Source organism: Novosphingobium sp. SG751A (genome assembly GCF_013149295.1).
GTDB lineage: Bacteria > Pseudomonadota > Alphaproteobacteria > Sphingomonadales > Sphingomonadaceae > Novosphingobium.
Map to the genome: position 1 here is coordinate 164341 of NZ_JABGCB010000013.1, position 20093 is coordinate 184433.

Sequence of the window (20093 nt, forward strand, 5' to 3'; positions counted from 1 at the left end):
CATGCCGCAATTGTATTGATGCAACAATTCGACTTATTCTATCTTTCCATAATCCAGACGCATCAATTCATCGAGAAAGGCCTGCGCCGCCGGAGACAGCGTGCGCCCCACCATGCGCGACACGCCGATCCGGCGCGAGGCCAGCGGCGGCTGCATCGCGCGCCATGCGATGTCGGCATTATTGGTCAGCAAGGGCAGCGTCGATTGCGGCAAAAGTGAAATGCCCAGCCCCGCCGCGATCAACCCGCCCACCGTGGCCAGTTGCGAACATTCAAACAGCGCAGGCGTGACAATATCGGCGCGGGCAAAGGCAGCGTCGGTCAGCATGCGCACGCTGCTGCGCGGCTCCATGCCGATAAAGGGCATGTCGCGGAACACAGACCATGGCGCGGGATCGGGAATCGCCCCCGCATCGCGCGCGTGGCACACCAGCACGCAGGCATCCTCCAGCATCGGCATAAAGTCGATCTCGGCCTGAGCATTGGGCTCGATGGAAATGGCAAAGTCGATCATCCGGTCCTGAAGGCTCTGATACAGGCCAGAGGTGAGATTCTCGCGGAGGATGATCTCGACATGGGGGTGGCTCTGGCGAAAGCGCGCGATGACGCGGGGCAACAGGTTCGCCGCCACCGATGGCAAAGCGCCCACCACCACGCGCCCCCTCTGTCCTTCAAAGGTCTGCTTCAATTCGCGGAACGCCTGATCGAAATCGCCGGTCAGGCGCTCGACCGTGGGCAATAGGGCCGCCCCGGCGCTGGAGAGGCGCACATTGCGCGAATTGCGGTCGAACAGGCGCACGCCCAGATCCTCCTCCAGCAGCTTGATCGTGCGGCTGAGCGCGGGCTGCGAGAGGTTGGCCATGCGCGCGGTCTCGCTGAAACTGAGCGAGCGGGCGACCTGGAGGAAGAGGCGGAGGCTGGAAAGGCTGGGGGTGCGTGACATGGGTATAGATTAGACCGATCATGCCATTTTGCCAATCAATCGGCCTTTTATCGACTGTGGCGTAAAAGGCACATCCGCACACCTATCATAGCGAGTGATACCATCGCACGGTTGCGGCGAAACTGTAATGTTATACAACATAACTCATGAGGCGCCCAAACGCGCCGGGAACCTGGAGAGGACATATGAAGATCAACCGCGTCGCCCCGTGGCTCGCCTCCGCTTTGCTGGCCGCCACGCCCGCCTTTGCCGCAGACCAGCCGGCAGGCGCCGAAAATCCTGACAAGGACATTGTCGTCACCGCGCAGCGCCGCCGCGAAAACGTTCAGAACGTCAATATTGCGGTGACCGCTCTTTCGGGCGATGCGCTGGTGGACAAGAAGATCACCCGCGCGATTGACCTTCAGACCGCCGCGCCGGGCCTGACGATCTCGCGCTCGGGCGTGACTGACTCGTTCAACATTCGCGGCATCGGTCTGGCCTCGGGTTCGCCCCAGGTGACCAATGGCGTGGCCACCTATATTGACGGCGTGTTCCAGCCCCCCATCGTGTCGAACGGCCAGTTTTATGACATGGCCGGCGCCGAAGTGCTGCGCGGCCCGCAGGGCACGCTGTCGGGCGCCAATTCTACCGGCGGCGCGATTTACCTGACCACCCAGCGCCCCAAGCTGGGCGAAACCAGCGGCTATGTTTCGGGCAATTACGGCAATTACAACAATGTCGGCGTGAATGGCGCGATCAACCTGCCGTTTGGCGAGAAGTTTGCCGTGCGCGCATCGGGCCTGTTCAACCAGCATGACGCCTGGTTCAAGGATGTCGGCCCGGCGAACAACCAGCCCGAACGCCTTGCTGAAATCGACGGGCGCATTCAGGCGCTTTACAAGTCGGGCGGGTTTCAGGCCAATGTGAAGGTCGAGGCAACCCAGCGCAAGACCGGCGGCTTTGCCCTGCAGCCGATCAACACCAGCCTCACCAACAATTCCGCCGTGGCGGGCCGCACCAACACGCCCTTCACGGTCAGCTTCAACACGCCGGTCTCGAATTTCGAGCGCTCTTTTGCCACGGTGCTGGAGTTGAAGTATGAGTTTGCCGGTGGCCTGACGCTGCGCTCACTCACCGCCTATCAGAACAAGCGTCTGGCCGCCGTGAGCGACACCGACGCCACCTCGATCAGCCTGCTGGCGGGCGGCAACAATGTGCGCGAGCGCGTTTACAGTCAGGAAATCAACATCATCTCGCCCGATACGGGCAAGTTCAAATATGTCATCGGCGGCTATGCCCAGCGCAACAAGGTGGACCTGCGCAACTGGAACAGCAGCGGCGGCAATTTCACCACGCTGCCCCATCCCAACACCAGCAAGCTGCTGCTGGGCGCCTTTGGTCAGGCGACCTATCAGCTGACCGACAAGCTCTCGGTGGATGCGGGCCTGCGCTATTCGCGCTTTGAAGTGACCGGCTCGAACGCGGTTTACAGCGCGGCGGCGGGCAGCACGATGGCCATGATCATCGGCGATCCGCCGGTAGGCGCCACCGTCCTTGCCCCCCAGACCGGCCATGAAAGCGACGGCCGCGCCACGGGCAAGATCGCGCTGAACTACAAGCCCGACGCCGACAATCTGATCTATGCCTTTGTCGCGCGCGGTTACAAGAACGGCGGCATCAACCCGCCCACCGGTACCTTTGCCCCCGAAACTGTGATGGATTACGAAGCGGGCTGGAAATCCACCCTGTTCAACCGTCACCTGCGCACGCAGATCGGCGCGTTCTATATGAAGTATAACAACTTCCAGATGGACGTGACCAATCCGGTGTCGGGTCAGAACGGCGTGGTCAATCTGGCCAATTCGGAAATCAAGGGCTTTGAGGCCAGCTTCCAGGCCAAGGTCAATGCCCTCTCGATCGACGGCGGCCTGTCCTATGTCGACAGCAGCCTTTCGGGCTTTACGCTGATCAACAAGTGGCTGGTGCCCGCCGCCTCCAACGGCTTCCCCCAGTGCAACGGCAGCAATTCGGCGCGCTGTTTCGACTATACCGGCACCAGCGTGACCACCAGCGGCGGTTCGAACCTTTACAGCCCGAAGTGGACTTGGAACCTGGCGGCATCCTATCGCATCGAGGTGGGCGATGATGTGGTCGTCACCCCGCGCATCGGCTACTCCTATATCGGTTCGCAATGGGCCTATCCCACCTATCAGACCGGCACCGACCTCATCAATGCGCGCGGCCTGTGGCAGGGCAGCATCACGCTGGACAAGGGCACCTGGAAGGGTGAAATCTACGGCACCAATCTGGCGAACAAGTTCTATGTGGCGGGCCAGAGCGGGCGCAACGAACTCTATGGCGCGCCGCGCGAATATGGCGTGCGCGTGACCAAGAAGTTCTGATCATGGGTATTCCCGGCAGGTCAGGCGGCCTGCCGGGGAACTTATTCAGGGCACCAGAGGGCGCGCAGCAAAGGCACCAGTTCATCGCGCAGATGTTCGGGCACCGCCTCATAGATGCGCGCCTCCTGCGCTTCAAATTCGGCCATGATCCGCTCGACCAGCGCCTTGCCGCTCTCGCTCAGAGTCAGGCATTGGATGCGCCCCTGCCCCTTGGTGCTGACGATCAGATCACGGTCGATGAAGCGGCGGATGATCGGGTTGAGGTTGGGCCGCTTTATCGAGAGCATCCGCCCGCATTCGGCCTGCGAGATCCCGGGATTACGGCCGACCAGCACGAGGATCGAACCCTCCGATATGCCCACGCCCAGCGGTTCGAGATGTTGCGAGAGCTGAACCATCCGGCTTTTGGAGGCTCGGCGCAGCAAATAGCCGGGAAAATTGCTTAAAGGATTGTCCATCAGGCCCCCAATGGCGCCTTTCGGGGCGCTTGTGTGCCATGCGATACAAAACCGCGCTGGCGCATGCTATGTTATTCTGCATAATTCACCCCACAACGCAAAAAGACGCAACGCATAAGAGAGGATCGGTCATGAATTTGCCCACCACCCACCATGCCCTCGCGCTGGCCATCCTGTTTGCGGGAAGCAGCGGCGTAGCCCACGCGGCCAACAATGCGGCCACCGATTGCGCGGCGCTGGCCAAGGCGGCGATGCCCGACCGTTCGAGCGTGATCACGCTGGCCACCCTGCGCGAGGCCAGTCCGGCAGAAGCGCGCGGCAATGGCCCGATGCCGCCTGCCGCCGCCATGCCGGCGCACTGCGAGATCATCGGCAAGATGCAGGAGCGGCAGGGCGCCAATGGCCAGACCTATGCGATCAAGTTTCACCTGCGCCTGCCCACGGACTGGAACGGGCGGTTTGTGTTTCAGGGCGGCGGCGGATCGGATGGCTTTCTGGGCGATGCCAACGGCGGATTTTCCAGCCAGCCCGGCGTGACGGCTCTGTCCAAAGGCTATGCGGTGGTGTCATCGGATTCGGGCCATGATAATGCGGTAAACAATGATCCCGCGCGGCAAGGTGTGGTGACTTTCGGCCATGACGCCATCGCCCGCCACAACTACGGCTTTGGCTATATCGGCCCGGTGGCGCGCGCGGGCAAGGCGCTGATCCGCGCCTATTATGGCCGGGCGGCGGCCTTCACCTATTTCGTCGGCGGGTCCAAGGGCGGGCAAGAAGCGATGATGGCGGTCCAGCGCTTTCCGGGCGAATTTGACGCCGCGCTGATCGGCTATCCGGGGTTCCATCTGGCCCATGCTTCGATCGCGCAATTGTGGGATGGGCAGGCGTTTGGCGCGGTGGCCAAGGCCATGGGCCAGATCGGCGCGGATGGCCTGCCGCTGGTCAACAAGGCGATGAGCGATGAGGACATCCTGTTGGCGCAGGGCGCGATCCTCAATGCCTGCGACGCGCTGGACGGCACGAAGGACGGGATGATCGAGCATTTCACCGCCTGTACCACCGAGCGCGTGATGCCCGAAATGATGAAGATCGCCTGCAAAAGCGACAATATGGCCGCCAAGACCGCCGCCTGTCTCTTGCCGATGCAGATTGCCGCGATGCGCCGCGTGATGGGCGGCCCGCTGACCAAGGACGGCACGCCGGTCTATTCCGATTGGGCATGGGACGCCGGGATCGGGGCCAAAACCGCGCAAGGCGTGACGCAGGGCTGGCGGATCTGGAAGATGGGCGGCTACGCCTCGGATGTGAACAATGGCGCGCTGCTGCGCCTTGGCGCGCCGTCCAATTCGGCGGTGTTCCGCTCGCCCCCGCTCGATGTGGCCGATGATGTGACTTCGCTCACCCGCTATGCCTTGAGCGCGAATATCGACGAGGCCTATGCCGCAGCCCATGTGAAGTGGGGCGCGCTGAACGAAGCCCCGGTCGATTTCATGCATGCCGATGCCACCAACCTTGATCCGTTTACCAAGCGCGGCGGCAAGATCATCCTGTTCCACGGCGTCAGCGATCCGGTGTTTTCGGTGCTGGATACGATGCGCTGGCTCGATAGGGTGAACAAGCGGGAGAAGGGCAAGGCGGGTCGCTTCGTGCAATTCTACGCCGTGCCGGGGATGAACCACGGGCGCGGCGGCCCGGCAACTGATCGCTTCGACATTTTCTCGGCGCTCGTCGCATGGCGCGAAAAGGGTGTGAAGCCCGGCGCGATCACCGCCACGGCCGGACCCGAAACCCCATGGCCGGGCCGTGAACGGCTGCTCTGCCCCTTCCCCGCGCGGCCCCATCGCACGGGTCAGGACAGCGAAAAGGCGAGCGCCTTTACTTGCCAGTAAGCGTCCAGCCGGATAGGAATTGCGAGCGGATCTGGGCATAGGTCCGCTCGTTTTTCCATGCGATGGCCACGCCCTTGCCTTGCGCGCCGGGGCCACGCGAACCCACCTCGCCAAAGCGCGAATCCTGCGGGCGGAACACCGTGGCCATGGCCCCATCGCGCGAGGTGCCGTTCATCGTGGTCCAGCGCTCGGCATGGATATGGCGATCCATCACGCAGTCAATGTAAAGCGCCATGCCCACCGCCGAGGGATCGGCATAGCGCCCATCGGCAAAGCGCGTGGTGGGATGCCATGGCCGCCCCAGCGCCACCGCGCCATCGGGAACGCCCGCCTCGCGGGTCAGGCGCGAGGCATAGAACACAATGCCCGTGGTCTGCGACAAGGGCGTCGAGGGAGCGGCGACATAGGACTGGAACCCATCAGGGCCAGGCGGCTGGGCGCGGGGGCGGCTGCGGATCTCGCTATGTTCGATCAGCATCTGGCCATTGCCGAAAATAAAGTCGATATTGCCCGCGATCAGACTGTCCTGCACCAGCGCCCGCCCGCCATTGGTGAAAACTGTGTCCTGATAGCCCAACATCGCCACGCCGCGCATCAGGACCCGGTCGGCATGGATGTCGAACAGGACGGCGGCGGCCTGCGGATTGCCGATGCGCGCCGGATCGCCATAGGCAATGCGATCATTGGCCAGATAGTCATAAGTGTTTTCAATGGTGATACCGCGCACCTCAACCTCGTCGGCATCAATGGTCAGCGTGGCCGAACCAGGCGTCCCCCAACCGTTGCGGTGGTAATCCTTGGCCGTTTGCGCCACCGCGCCGAAGTGGATGCGGGTCTTGGCCCTGTCCGTACCGATCAACGCCAAGCGGGGCCGGGCGATCACCGGCTTTTCATGATAATCGCCCGGCGCCACGCGGATGGTGATCCAGCGCTCGCTCTTATCGCGCGCGGCGGCGTCCAGGGCGGATTGGATGCGTGTATAGCAGGGTGCAGGGGTCGCGCCGCAGGTGGGCCGCACTTCATATTGCGTCGGGGCGGCCATGGCGGCGAGCAGAAGCGGAGCAAGCATCGGCATATCTTTCAACGTTGGGACAGCGATTGCAGGAAGGCGGCGATTTGGTCGGCGGTGGTGGTCAGGTAAGGATCAAAGAACCAGATATCATGCGGCGCCTTGGGGAAGGCGTACCATTGGGCGGGGATCTTATGCCGTGCCAGTTCGGCCAGCACCTTGTCCTTGCCGGCGGTAAAACGCGGGTTGCCGCTGCTGATGATCAGCGTGGGCGGCGAATGGGGGCCGACATGGGATGCCGCGCTCGCCTCGCGCCAGCGGTCAGGGGCCTGTTCAAACGATCCGCCCAGCCATTTGGCAGCCGAGGACCCGGCCCCGGCGGCATTTTCATATTTCAGTGCCTCGGGCGTGGTGAAATCCAGCACGCCGTCCATGTCGATCAGCGCGTGAGGGTGCCCTCCCGCCCCGAACATCCCATCGCCATAGGCCACCAGCGAGGCCAGTTGCCCACCCGACGAGGCCCCACCCAGCGCGATGCGGTCGGGCCGCAGACCATAGTCTTTGGCATGATCCTGCGCCCAGATCATCGCATCGTGAATATCCTGTGCGCCCGCCGGATAGGGCGCCTCGGGCGAGAGGCGGTATTGGGGTATGAACACCGTAAGCCCGCGTTGGACCAACAGATTGGCGATGGGGTAAAAATGGCTGCGCGCGCCCGAACGCCATGCGCCGCCATGGACCAGCACGATGCCGATCCCGCGCGAACGGAACTTGGCCGGGCGGAAAATGTCGATCAGCAGATCGCGCTCGCCCATCGTCTTATACACGCGGTCGGGCAGGATCTGCTGCCCGGTTTGCGGCTGGATCGCGGGCCAAGCGACGCCGGGATATTGCGCGCCATATTGGGCAAAGCGGCGAGCGATGCTGTAGCTTTCATCGACCTCATGCGCCTGAATGGGCGAGGCGAAAGCCGCGCAGGCCAGCAGAAGGAAACCGGTGTCAAAACGCAACAGACTTCTCCTGATGCTGCTCATGAAAGCGGGGACCGCCGACGCAACGCGCGCCGGCGGTCCCCTTTGATGCCCGGATATGGGAGTATTTGGGAGTCATATCCGGACAAAAAGTTCAGAACTGATAGCGCGCGCCGACAAACCACTGCGCGCCGGTCTTGCTGTATTCCCGCGTCAGATATTGGGTGCCGTCGCCGGTACCGTAAATGCGCTCTTTTTCGTTGGTGATGTTGATGCCCTGAACATTCAGGCTCAGCCGCTTGGTCAGGTTGTAATAGGCCGAGAAGTCCACCTGCGTGGGCCCATATTTGCGCTCCTGCACATGGCCGTTGCCGCCCGGCTGGCTCAGCAGATAATCGTCACGCTTGTTGATCGAGAGACGAACGCCAAGTTTACCGGTGTCATAATAGCCGGTGAAATTATACGAATTGGGCGAAAGCCCCGTCGAATCCCGCGCCGATACATAAGTATAGTTCGAGGCCACGCCGAAATTCGACCACCAGCCCTTGAGGAAGGTGAAAGGCACGTTGAGCGTGACTTCCAGCCCCTTCACGCTGTTGCCCCCCGGCGCATTGACCGTAGTATAGAACGTATAGGGCACCTTGGCCGGATCGGCCTGATAGGACGCGCTGTAACGCGGATCGGCATAGATCGCGGCCCAGAATTCCTGCGGCACCGCCTTGGTCACCACCGAATTGGTCAGCGAGGTGACGATGTCCTTCTTGAACGCGCCCACCGCGATCAACCCGCCCTTGCCGAAATACCATTCGAAATTGACGTCGAAGTCATTGGATTGATAGGGCTTCAATTCCGGATTGCCCAGATTGCCCACCGTGCGCGTGGTATATTCAAAGGTCGGGCTGGCGATATTGAGTGAGGACAGGCCCGGCCGCGTCATCGAACGGGCATAGGAAAAGCGCGCAAGAAAATCGGGCGTGATGTTCAGCACCAGATTGGCCGCGGGCAGGAAGTTGCCATAGGAACGCTCGACCTGAACCGGCGACCCGGCAATGACCGCGCGCGAGGTCAGATCGGTGCGCACATAACGCGCGCCCGCATTGGCGCGCAGCGTCATCCCGGCAATGTCAAACTCACCGTTCACTTCACCATAACCGCCCATGGTCTTTTCGATCACGGTCCAGCCCGCGCCGGTATTGTCGGTATAGTTGGAGGAAATCAGGCCCGAGCGCGCAATGGCGTCGAAATTCATCACCGCAAAGGTGGGCAGCCCGCCCGACACCACGCCATCGCCGAAATGGCCGATCGGGAAGGCCTCCATATAGGAGGACGGGGCAAAGCTGGGCAGATCGCCCTGTGCCTCGCTGTAGCGCACCATGCGACGGTTGAAGGCCACGCCGATCTTGGCGTTGAACTTGTTGTCGGTATAGGTCAGGTTGGCCTTGCTGGTGAAATTGTCCTTCACCACATTGTTGAGCCGGTTTGCCGCCGTCAAAGCATTGATATAATTTGCAGTGTTATTGGGGTCATAGCTGCCGTAGCTGACCTTTGCCACGTCCGGGTTGGCGGTGTAATCATAGGAATAATAATGCGGGGTCGAACGCGCATAGAAGCGCAATTCGGTACGATCCGCCGCATCGCGCGCGGTCCCTGCCATGGCGTCAAACTTCAGCTTGTCGGAAAAGCGATAGTCGCCCGACAGTACGTATTGCTGGAATTTCGACAGCGAGGTCTGGTGACGGCTTTCATACCATGAGGTCACATCATTGAAGGATGCGGCCACCAGTTGCTTGCCATCGGGCGCGACGGTGAAGGACAGAGGCGTCTGGCCCACGAAATTGCCCGGCGTGCCATGGGTCAGCAGCCATTCCATTGAATTATAGCTGTAGCGATCATTGTCGAGCTGCGAATAAAGCACATCAAAGCTGATCAGCATCCGGTCGGTCGGCTTGAATTGCAGCGATCCGGTGATGCCCAAACGCTTTTGGTCGTTGCCGAAGAAATCCGCACGCGGCAGGCGCGGCGCCCAAAGGCAATCGGTGGCCTTGGCCGCGCCGCATGGGGCGGGTGTGCCGGTGACGGTGGGGTTGCTGTTGGCCCAACTGTCGCCGTTGATATAGGGCGATGTCCAGCGCACGCTGGAAAAGCCTTCCTGATAGACGGTCCGCTTGGAATAGGCCGCCGAAACCAGCACGCCGATCCGGTCATCGGCAAAGGTGTTCGACACCATCACCGTCATGCGCGGGTCGATCTGGCGGGTCATCGTATTATAGCCGCCCTGACCACTGGCGACAAAGTGAAAACCTTTGAAATCGAAAGGCTTGGCCGAATAGAGATCGACCGTCCCGGCAATCCCGCCCTCCTCGATCGAGGCGCGCTGTGTCTTGCTGACATCGATCCGGTTGAACAATTCCGAAGCGAAGACGTGGAAGTCGAAGGCGCGCCCGGCGTTCAGCGTAAACCCGCCCGAATCCAGCCCGTCAGAGCTGGCGGGCACCTCCATGCCGTTCAGGGTCGTGCGGGTGAAATCGGGCGAAAAGCCGCGCAGGGTGATGTTGCGCCCCTCGCCGCCCTCGCGAGTGATGGCCACGCCCGGCAGGCGCTGGATCGATTCCGACAGGTTGAGGTCGGGCATCTTGGCCATATCCTCGGCCACAATGCTCTCGGTCAGGTTCACCGCCGAGCGCTTGATGTCCTGCGCCTTCATCAGCGTGCGGCGAAAGCCTTTGACGATAATGTCGGCGGCGGGCGCCTCATCAGGCGCGGACAAAGGCTCGGCCGCCATCGGCGCGGTCTCGGCCATGGCGGTGCGCTCGCCGGTCATCAGCGCAGGCCCCGGGTGGACTGATACCGCGCGCACCGGTTGCAGCGCAGGCCCCGAACTGACCGAAACCGGGCGGGCGGTGATCGCGTAGGAATGAGGCCCGATCTGCTGCGCCACCAATCCGGTGCCCGCCAGCATCCGTCCCAGCGCCTCGTCCACCGTCATATCGCCGCGCACGGCATTGGTGCGCACGCTTTGCGTGAATTTGCGCGGGGCGATGATCTGAACGTCACCCTGATGGCCCAGCGCTCCGATGGCCGTGGTGGCCGATTGCGCCTCGATGGCGAACTGGCGCGTCTGGCCCGCAGCATGGGCCGGCATCGCGGCCAGCACCACCATCGCGCTCGACGCAAGAAAAACTCCACGCATAGTGGAATGCATCATCAATCCCTCCCGAATATCCCGCCTTCATGGCTCGCTTTTGTCAGCAGCCTTAAAGAGACATGGCGAATAAAAATCCTTCGCCAAAAAATTCACTCTCCATTCATTATTTCGATTTCACCAAACGGATCACGCGCGGATCGCTCTCATCGATCCCCACATTCAAACTGGCCTTGACCGCCTCGGCAAAACCTTGCGGATCATTGATGCGAAACAATCCGTCGAACTGCTCATCGGCCACAGCAGAGTCCGCGATGATGATCTGTCGCTGATTATAGCGGTTAAACTCATCCGCTGCCTCGCTCAGGCTGGTGCCGTTCAGATCAATCATCCCGCTGCGCCACGCCAGCGAGCGATCCACCGCTGATGCCCGGTCGCTTTCATGATGAACCACGGCGGTATCGCTCAGCAAAGCCCGCTCACCCGCCACAAGACGCAGGCGCAGGCTCTCATCCTCCTCGGACCAGCTTTCCACCACGCCCTCAGTCACCAGCACCTCGACCCCCGTCTCGCGCCGCCGCACCGAAAAGGCGGTGCCGACCGCGCGGGCGCGCACCTTGCCCGCCGCCACGGTAAACGGCCGCGCGGCATCCTTGGCCACATCGAACCATGCCTCGCCCTGGGCGATCTCGATCTCGCGGCTGCTCTTCGCCATGCGCACGGTCAGCTCGGAGCCCGAATTGATCGTCATCACACTGCCATCGGCCAGCGGCACGCGGCGAATCTCGCCCACGCGCGTGGCAAAACTGCTGCGCGCGTCGAGCCAGCGCCCTGCCCCCACCACCGCCGCGACCGAGGCCGCCATCGCCCCCAAAAAACCGCGCCGCCGCCAGAAAGCAGGGGCCGCCGGGGCTTCCTCGACAACTTCCTCCTGCGCCACCGGCGTTGCCGCTACCCATGCTGCATGGATCTGAAGCAACAGGCCCTCGCGCCCCGCGCCGCCGTCCAGCCAGAGCTGCAATTCGGCCTCATCGGCCTCGCTCCAGCTCTCGCCATCCATCCGCGCGACAAAGCGGGCGGCCATATCGTGGTCATGCTCCAGCGCCGGATTCATCGGCCACGCCCCGCGCTAAATTCGGTCTGATCCATGCGCTGGGCGCTCTGTGCCTCGGCATTGGCCCATGCGGCGCGGATGGCGCGCACGCCCACCCAGACCTGCTTTTCCACCGCCTTCTCGCTCATGCCCAGATGGGCCGCGATATCCTTTTGCGACCACCCTTCGATCTTGCGCAATTCCACCACGCGGCGGCACCGTTCGGGCAAGGTGGCGATGATCGCCATCACCCGCTGACACGTGATCCGGCTGCCCGCCTCATCCTCGGGTGAAATGATGTTCTCGTCGCGCCAGTTCTCGATCTCGCCAATCGCGTCCAGCACCACGACCTGCGCCCGTTTGATCCGGCGCAGCATCATGTGGCGCAGGCTGGCCATGAAATAGGCACGCGGCGCGGTGATATGGTCCACACTGGGCAGCGAAACGATCTGGCAATAGGCTTCCTGCATAAGCTCATCAATATCCTCTGCCGACACCCGCGCACGGGCCAGCCATGCCCGCATTCCGGCCTCATGCGGCACGATTTCGCGTGCCATCCATGCCGCCAGCATGCGCCTGCGCGCCAATGCGTTGATCACCTCGCCCTGCGTCACACCCTCCCCCTGTCGCCGGGGTTTTCCCCCTTTGGCCGCATAAGAGACATGGGCGCGCAAAATCCTTCGCGCCAGAGGCAAATTATTTTCCGTTAGGGGATTTTCAGGCGCCCAGTGTGACGATGAAATGCGAATGCCCATCCTGCCAGCGATAATGCGCCGCGCCGCCATGGGCATGGGCAATCGCCTGCACCACGGCAAGGCCGAGGCCCGATCCGGTGCGATGAACCTCGCGCGCGGCTGCGCCCCGGGTAAAGACGCGGAACAGATCGGCCTGCTGATCGAGGGGCACGCCGGGGCCATGATCGATCAGATGGATCGCCACGCCCCGCTCCTGATGCCGCACCACCAGCCGCAAGGCGCAAGGGGTGGCGTAATGCAGCGCATTATCCACCAGGGCCAGCAGCGCCTGACGCAAGCGCGCCATATCCACCCTTGCCCGGATCGGCGCACTTTCGACGCTCAGGCTGAAGCCCGCCCGCTCGACCGTGGGCGCCATCATCGCGGCCCATTCCTCAAGGCCCAAGCGCAGGTCCACCTCGCCAACCTGCAGTTCCAGCCGCCCGATGTCGGCCAGGCTGACGCAGCGCAGATCCTCGACCAGCCGCGCCAGCCCATCGACCTGCGTCAGCAATCCGCGCAGCAGCATGTCGTCCATGACAAACACACCGTCCGACACGCCCTGCAACCGCCCCTTCAGAATGGTGAGCGGCGTGCGCAATTCATGGGCGATCTGCGCGTTCCAACTGATCGCGTCATGCGCCGCTTTTTCCAGCCGCCCGGCCATCGCGTTAAAGTCCTCGACCAGCGTTGCCGTCTCGCCCGCCGCCTCGATTTCCGGCGCAGCGCGGGCCGTCAGATCGCCGTCGGCAATCGCGCGCGCGGCGCGGCCAACGGCATGCATCGGTTCGACGATATGGCGCGCCATGCCCGCTGCGATCCACGCGCCAAGCCCGATGCCCATGCATGTCACCACCCCCATGATGACCAGATCCCAGCCATTGGGCATGGCCGAAAAGCCGGGCGGAAACAGTTTGGGCGCGCACCAGACGGCGATTGTGTAGACGATGTAAAAGACGATGAAGGAGAACAGCACCGTGGCAATCGCCACTGTCGCCATGGCCAGCGTCAGATGGCGCGAAATGTCAAAACGCACCTTCACGCCCCCGATCCCAAGCGATAGCCGACCCCGCGCACGCCCGCCGGCATACCCGAAACCCCGGCCTCCTCCAGCTTACGGCGCAGTTTGCTGATATGGCTGTCCACCGTGCGGTCCAATGCTTCCGATCCGGGCAGGCAGGCATCGACCAGATCGCCGCGCGAAAACACCCGCTGCGGATTGCGCGCCATATGCACCAGCAGGCGAAATTCAGTCAGCGTCAGAGGAATTTCGCGACCCTCGACGCGCGCCATATGGCTCTCGGTGTCGATTTCCACCTGCCCCACGCGCAGCACCGCGCCGCCGCCCGCGCCGCCGCTACGCCGCAGGATCGCGCGCAGCCGCGCCACAACCTCGACCGGGTTGAAGGGTTTGACCACATAATCATCCGCGCCGATGCGCAGCGCCTGCAATTTGTCGATATCCTGATCCAGCGCAGTGATCATGATGACCGGCGTTTCAGCCTCGCGCCGGATCTGTGCCAACACTTCCCAGCCGTCGAGATGCGGCATGCCCACGTCGAGCAGCACGATATCGGGCCGCAGCGCCCGGTGCAGATCGAGCGCCACCCGCCCGTCGCCCGCGTGGACCGTGCGAAACCCCTCACGCTCCAGATAGGCGCGCAGGATATCGGCAATATCGCCATCGTCTTCGGCAATCAGGGCAAGCGCTGTCATGGCCCCCATGTATCACCGCCCATTGGTATGCGGCCAGATGCCTCCACACAATCTCCACAAAACCTCCACACAAGGGCAATGGTAAAGGTGCATGGGGCCATTATGCGATACGATAACCTCCGACTTGCCCTTCCCCTCTCCACCCTCCTGCTGGCCGCCTGCGGCGGCGATGGCGCGCCCATGGCGCCCCCGCCCGCCGAAGTGCTGATTACCGCCGCACAAGATCGCGCCATCGCGCTGGCCGACGAATTGCCGGGGCGCGTGGTGGCCTTCCGCACCGCCGAGATCCGCCCGCAGGTGGGCGGCATCGTCCAGCGCCGCCTGTTTACCGAAGGCGCGATGGTGGGCGAGGGCCAGCCGCTGTTCCAGATCAACCCGGCCCCCTTCCGCGCCGATGCGGCCAGCGCGTCTGCCACCCTGTCTCGCGCGCAGGCCACCTATGCCCGCGCCAACACGCAGGCGGACCGGCTGAAACCGCTGGTGGGCGTGGATGCGATCAGCCGCCAGACCTTTGACGATGCTACCGTGGCCCGCGATCAGGCCGCCGCCGATGTGGCGCAGGCCCGCGCCGCGCTCGACCGGCGGCGGCTCGATCTGGGCTTTGCCCGCGTCACCTCGCCCATCGCGGGCCAGATCGGCGCGGCCACCGTAACCGAGGGCGCGCTGGTCGCCACCACCGACGCCAACCCGATGGCCACGGTGCAGCAGATCGACAAGGTTTACGTCGACGTGCGCCAGCCTGCCGCGCGGCTCGACGCGCTGCGCGCGGCCGTGGCCGAAGGGGCGGGCGCGGGGGCGGCTCCGGTGGAGATCATCACCGCCTCGGGCCAGCCGCATCCCGTCAAGGGCCGCCTGCTGTTTTCCGATGTCACGGTCGATCCGGGCACGGGCAATGCGGTGGTGCGCGTGCTGGTGGACAATCCGGGCAACCGCCTGCTGCCGGGCATGTTCGTGCGCGCGCGGCTGCCGCGTTTGCGGATGCCGCATGCGATCATCGTGCCGCAACAGGCGGTGGGCCATGATGCGGCGGGCCGCGCGGTCATCCACGTCTGGAACGGCCGCGCCATCGAGGAGCGCCAGATCGAAGCGGGCGATGTGGTCGATGGCACGACCATCGTTCTCAAAGGTCTGAAGGCGGGCGAAAAGGTGGTCGTGGTCGGCATGGACCGGGTGCTGCCCGGCGCGCCGGTCAAGGCGCTGCCCTGGCATCAACCGGCCACTCGTTGAGGGAGCGCGCATCATGATCCCTCAATTTTTCATCCAGAGGCCGGTCTTTGCCTGGGTGGTGGCGATTGCCATCGCGCTTGCCGGATTGATCGCCCTGCCCACGGTTCCGGTGGCGCGCTTCCCCTCGGTCGCCCCGCCATCGGTGACGATCACCGCCACCTATCCCGGCGCCACGCCCCAGACCATGAATGACGGCGTGGTTGAATTGATCGAGCGCGAATTGTCGGGCGCCAAACGCCTGCTCTATTTCGAGTCCAGCACGGACACCTCGGGTTCGGCCACGATCACCGCCACATTCCAGCCGGGGACCAACCCGGAGCTGGCGCTGGTGGACGTACAGAACCGGCTGAAGCTGATCGAGCCGCGCCTGCCCCAGACCGTGCGCCAATATGGTCTGGCGGTCGAGGTGGCCAATAGCGGGTTCCTGCTGCTGGTGGGCCTCAATTCGCCCGATGGGCGTTATGACGGGGCTTCGCTGGGCGATTATCTGGCGCGAAATGTCGTCAATGAATTGAAGCGCATTCCCGGCGTTGGCCGCGTCCAGAGCTTCTCGGCGGAAAAGGCGATGCGGGTCTGGGTCGATCCGGCCAAGCTGGTCGCCTATGATCTGGCCATGGCCGATGTCACGGCGGCCATAGCGGCGCAGAACATCCAGATCGCGCCGGGCACACTGGGCGCGGAACCGGCGGTGGCGGGCCAGCGCGTGCTGGTGCCGCTGACGGCCAGCGGGCAATTGACCAATCCGCAGGAATTTGAACAGATCGTGCTCAAGGCCAACACCAATGGCGGCACGGTCACGCTGGGCGATGTGGCGCGGGTCGAAATCGGCCAGCAGAATTACATGATGTCCACCCGCGAGAATGGCCGCGCGGGGGCCTCGGCGGCGGTACAATTGGCGCCCGGCGCCAATGCGGTGCAGGTGTCGGACGCGGTGCGCGCGCGCATGGCCGAAATTGGCCGCGCGATGCCGGGCGGCATGGAATGGACGGTGCCCTTCGACACTGCGCCCTTCGTGCGGGTTTCCATCGAGAAAGTGCTGCATACGCTGGTCGAGGCGATGGTGCTGGTCTTTCTCGTCATGTATCTGTTTTTGCAGAATATGCGCTATACGCTGGTGCCCGCCGTGGTCGCGCCCATCGCGCTGCTGGGCACAATCGCGGTTATGTCGCTCTCGGGCTATTCGCTCAATGTGCTGACTATGTTCGGCATGGTGCTGGCCATCGGCATCATCGTGGACGACGCTATTGTCGTGGTTGAAAACGTCGAACGCATCATGGCCGAGGAAGGGCTTTCCCCAATCGAAGCCACCAAAAAGGCGATGAGCGAAATCACCGGGGCAGTCATCGGCATCACGCTCGTGCTGGTTTCGGTGTTCATCCCGATGGCCTTTGCCAGCGGCTCTGTGGGCGTGATCTATCGCCAGTTCGCCATGTCGATGGCGATCAGCATCCTGATCTCGGCCATTCTGGCGCTCTCGCTCACCCCCGCGCTTTGCGCCACGGTGCTGAAGCCAATCAAGGGCCATGTCGAAAAGCCGCGCTTCTTTGCCGGTTTTGATCGCCTGTTCGACCGGATGACCAACGGCTATGCCGGATGGGTCGCGCGGATCATCCGGCGCGGCGGACGGGCGATGGTCGCGCTGGGCGTGGTGGTGGCGCTGCTGGGCTTCGCCTTCTGGCGCCTGCCCACCGCCTTCATGCCCGAGGAGGATCAGGGCTATTACATGACCGCCTTCCAATTGCCCGCCGACGCCACCGCCGAGCGCACGCGCGAGGCCGTGCAGGTGCTGGAGCGCCACACCGCCACGCGGCCCTCGACCAAGGGCAATGAGGCGATCCTGGGCTTTGGTTTTTCCGGCGCGGGGCCTAATGCGGCGATTGTGTTCACCGTCCTCAAGGACTGGGGAGAGCGCGGCGGGGCCACGGTCAAGGATGAAGTCGCCCGCACGATGGCCGCGATGGGCGTCATCAAGGAGGGCATCATCATGAGCCTTGTGCCCCCCGCGATCGACGAGCTTGGTAATTCCTCGGGCTTTGCCATGCGGTTGGAGGATCGCGCCGGACGCGGGCATGAGGCGCTGGTGGCGGCCGAATATCAGTTGCTGGGATTGGCAGGGCAAAGCAAGAAGGTGGTGGGCGTCTATCCCGACGGCCTGCCTGCGGGCACCAGCATCCATCTGTCCATCGACCGGCAAAAGGCCGAAGCGCTGGGCGTGCCCTTCAACCGGATCAGCGATACGCTCTCGGCCGCGATGGGTTCGGCCTATGTCGGCGATTATCCCAATGCGGGGCGGATGCAGCAGGTGATCGTGCAGGCCGATGCAGCCTATCGCATGAACTTGCCCGACATGATGCGTTTGAATTTGCGCAATAATGCAGGCTCGATGGTGCCTCTGTCCGAAGTGGTGAAGGCCGACTGGCAGCAGACCCCGCTGCAACTGGTGCGCTATAACGGCTATCCGGCGCTGCGCCTGTCGGGCATGGCCGCCCCCGGCGTGTCGAGCGGCGATGCCATGGCCGAGATGGAGCGTCTGGCCAAGCAATTGCCGCCCGGTTTCGCGATTGAATGGACCGGCCTGTCCTATCAGGAACAGCAATCGGGCGCGCAGGCACCGATGCTGCTGGCGCTCTCCATGCTGGCCGTGTTTCTGGTGCTGGCGGCGATGTATGACAGTTTCGCCGTGCCGCTGGCGGTAATGCTGGTGGTGCCGCTGGGGCTGATCGGGGCGGTGGCGGCGGTGTCGATGCGGGGCATGGCCAATGACGTGTTCTTTAAAGTAGGCCTTATCACCATCATCGGGCTTTCGGCCAAGAATGCGATCCTGATCGTCGAATTCGCCCGCCATTACCGCGCCTCCGGCATGGGTCTGGTGGAAAGCGCGATGGCGGCGGCGCGGGTGCGTTTACGGCCCATCGTGATGACCTCGCTGGCCTTTACGCTGGGCGTGGTGCCGCTGATGCTGTCCACCGGGGCCAGCGCAGAAACGCAGGCGGCGATCGGCACGGGCGTGTTTGGCGGCATGATTTCGGGAACGGTGCTGGCGGTTTTCTTTGTGCCGGTGTTCTTTGTCGTGGCCATGGGAATAAGTGAGCGTCTGGGCTTTGGCGGCTTGCGCAAGAAGAAGAAGCAGGAGCAAGCCGATGCGTAAGGTTCTGATTTTGGCGCTGGCCCAAGGACTGGCCTTGGGTGGGTGTGCGGCGGAAAAGGCTCCCCTGCCCAAGGCCCCTGTGCCTGCGAGTTTTGCGGTGACGGAGGCTCTGACCCCGCTGACATGGCGCGAGTTCTTTGCCGATGCGCGGTTGCAGAGGCTGATCGCGCTGGCGCTGAACGAAAATCGTGATTTGCGGATTGCGGTGCTCAACGCGCAGGCCGCGCGCGGGGCTTTGACGGTGGCGCGCGGGGCGCAATTGCCAACGCTTGAGGCGCAGGGCGGCTTTACCGGGGCGCAGACCGCAGGCGGCGGCTTTGGCGGTTTTCGCTATGACCAGTTCAGCGGCCAGATCGCGCTGACCAGTTTCGAGATCGACCTGTTCGGGCGCCTGCGCGCGCAAAGCCGCGCCGCTTTCGACCGTTACCTGGCCAGCGAGGCCGGGCGGCGGGCCAGCGAGTTGACCGTGGTGGGCGCGGTGGCGCAGGCCTATGTGGCCGAAAGGCTGGCGCAGGAGCAATGGCAATTGACCTCCTCGACGCTGGCCGACTGGCGTGTGTCGCTCGATCTCACGCGGCGGCTGCATGATGCGGGCCAGGCCAGCGGCAGCGATCTGGCGCAGGCCGAAGGCTTGGTGCGGCAGGCCGAGGCCGACCTTGCCCAGCGCCAGCGCGAGCGCGAAGTGGCCGCCCATGCCCTGTCGCTGGCCGTGGGCGCGCCCTTGCCCGAAGATCTGCCCGCGCCCATCGGGCTGATGCTGGCCTCGATGCCCGATCATCTGGGCGCAGGCCTGCCCTCGGACCTGCTGGTGCGGCGACCCGATATTCTGCAGGCGGAGTATAATCTGCGCGCCGCCCAAGCCGATGTGAATGCCGCGCGCGCCGCCTTCTTCCCCCGCCTGTCGCTGACCGGGGCGCTGGGCGCGGTCAGTCCGGGTCTGTCGGGCCTGTTTTCCGGCGCGAACAAGGCGTGGAATTATGCGCCCGCCGTATCCCTACCGCTGTTCCCCTATGCCGCGCTGCGGGGCAATCTCGCGCAAGCCAAGGCCCAGCAGGAGATCGCGGTGGCCAGTTATGAAAAGGCGATCCAGACCGCCTTTGCCGAGGTGGCCGACGGCATTTCGGCCCAGCAGACCTATGGCCCACAGATCAAGGCGCAGGATGCCGCCGCCGATGCCGCCGACCGGCGCGTCAATCTGTCGAAACTGCGCTATCAGGCGGGCGTGGACAGCCGCCTCGAATTGCTCGATGCTCAACGCAGCGCCTATTCCGCGCGCCAGACCCTGCTTTCCACGCGGGCGGGAGCCTTGTTGGGGATGATCGGATTGTATCGGGCCTTGGGGTCGATCTGATGGTGTTGGTGGGCGGCCAGCGCCGCCCA

At 63.6% G+C, this 20093-nt stretch carries 14 protein-coding genes; 5 read left to right on the top strand and 9 right to left on the bottom strand.

What is annotated here, in order from left to right; translation table 11 throughout:
• Positions 1 to 33: 33 nt before the first annotated feature.
• Entirely contained in the window at positions 34 to 942 is a 909-nt protein-coding gene (locus tag FHW96_RS18155; RefSeq protein WP_172341984.1) for a LysR family transcriptional regulator, read from the bottom strand.
• A 185-nt stretch (positions 943 to 1127) separates the two neighbouring features.
• Between FHW96_RS18155 and FHW96_RS18160 the strand changes: the two genes are divergently transcribed.
• Positions 1128 to 3326: a TonB-dependent receptor gene (locus FHW96_RS18160; protein ID WP_172341985.1), complete on the top strand. Its 2199-nt coding sequence runs from the start codon at positions 1128 to 1130 to the stop codon at positions 3324 to 3326.
• A 41-nt stretch (positions 3327 to 3367) separates the two neighbouring features.
• Here the strand turns inward: FHW96_RS18160 and FHW96_RS18165 are convergent, their stop codons facing one another.
• Positions 3368 to 3784 carry a MarR family winged helix-turn-helix transcriptional regulator gene (locus FHW96_RS18165; protein WP_172341986.1) on the bottom strand — a complete coding sequence of 139 codons (417 nt, stop codon included), beginning with the start codon at positions 3782 to 3784 and terminating at the stop codon, positions 3368 to 3370.
• Between the two features lie 131 nt (positions 3785 to 3915).
• Between FHW96_RS18165 and FHW96_RS18170 the strand changes: the two genes are divergently transcribed.
• Complete coding sequence (locus FHW96_RS18170) at positions 3916 to 5673, top strand: tannase/feruloyl esterase family alpha/beta hydrolase (protein WP_172341987.1); 1758 nt, start codon at positions 3916 to 3918, stop codon at positions 5671 to 5673.
• Here FHW96_RS18170 and FHW96_RS18175 read toward each other — a convergent pair.
• The 7 genes from FHW96_RS18175 to FHW96_RS18205 form a co-directional block, all read right to left on the bottom strand.
• Positions 5660 to 6742, bottom strand: coding sequence for a pectinesterase family protein (locus FHW96_RS18175; RefSeq protein WP_253951048.1), 1083 nt, complete (start codon positions 6740 to 6742; stop codon positions 5660 to 5662). The genes FHW96_RS18170 and FHW96_RS18175 overlap by 14 nt on opposite strands.
• Positions 6743 to 6753: 11 nt before the next feature.
• Positions 6754 to 7692, bottom strand: coding sequence for an alpha/beta hydrolase (locus FHW96_RS18180; protein ID WP_253951049.1), 939 nt, complete (start codon positions 7690 to 7692; stop codon positions 6754 to 6756).
• Positions 7693 to 7807: 115 nt separating this feature from the next.
• Positions 7808 to 10858: a TonB-dependent receptor gene (locus FHW96_RS18185; protein ID WP_172341990.1), complete on the bottom strand. Its 3051-nt coding sequence runs from the start codon at positions 10856 to 10858 to the stop codon at positions 7808 to 7810.
• 103 nt (positions 10859 to 10961) lie between these two features.
• Positions 10962 to 11909 (bottom strand): FecR family protein, encoded by a 948-nt coding sequence (locus tag FHW96_RS18190; protein ID WP_172341991.1) that lies wholly within the window; start codon positions 11907 to 11909, stop codon positions 10962 to 10964.
• Positions 11906 to 12502: an RNA polymerase sigma factor gene (locus tag FHW96_RS18195; protein ID WP_371815751.1), complete on the bottom strand. Its 597-nt coding sequence runs from the start codon at positions 12500 to 12502 to the stop codon at positions 11906 to 11908. The genes FHW96_RS18190 and FHW96_RS18195 overlap by 4 nt, the downstream gene beginning before the upstream one ends.
• Before the next feature lie 103 nt (positions 12503 to 12605).
• Positions 12606 to 13664 carry an ATP-binding protein gene (locus FHW96_RS18200; RefSeq protein ID WP_172341992.1) on the bottom strand — a complete coding sequence of 353 codons (1059 nt, stop codon included), beginning with the start codon at positions 13662 to 13664 and terminating at the stop codon, positions 12606 to 12608.
• Positions 13661 to 14338, bottom strand: coding sequence for a response regulator (locus FHW96_RS18205; RefSeq protein WP_172341993.1), 678 nt, complete (start codon positions 14336 to 14338; stop codon positions 13661 to 13663). The genes FHW96_RS18200 and FHW96_RS18205 overlap by 4 nt, the downstream gene beginning before the upstream one ends.
• Positions 14339 to 14440: 102 nt before the next feature.
• Here FHW96_RS18205 and FHW96_RS18210 point away from each other — a divergent pair, with 102 nt between their 5' ends.
• Genes FHW96_RS18210 through FHW96_RS18220 form a run of 3 tightly spaced genes read left to right on the top strand, consistent with a single transcriptional unit; the run spans position 14441 to position 20064 of the window.
• The gene (locus FHW96_RS18210; protein ID WP_172341994.1) at positions 14441 to 15565 is read left to right on the top strand and encodes an efflux RND transporter periplasmic adaptor subunit; all 1125 of its coding nucleotides are present in this window, start codon (positions 14441 to 14443) and stop codon (positions 15563 to 15565) included.
• 13 nt (positions 15566 to 15578) lie between these two features.
• On the top strand, positions 15579 to 18713 hold the full coding sequence (locus FHW96_RS18215; RefSeq protein WP_216650953.1) for a multidrug efflux RND transporter permease subunit: 3135 nt from the start codon (positions 15579 to 15581) through the stop codon (positions 18711 to 18713).
• Complete coding sequence (locus tag FHW96_RS18220) at positions 18706 to 20064, top strand: efflux transporter outer membrane subunit (protein WP_172341995.1); 1359 nt, start codon at positions 18706 to 18708, stop codon at positions 20062 to 20064. Before FHW96_RS18215 ends, FHW96_RS18220 begins: the two co-directional genes overlap by 8 nt.
• The last annotated feature ends 29 nt before the right edge of the window (positions 20065 to 20093 follow it).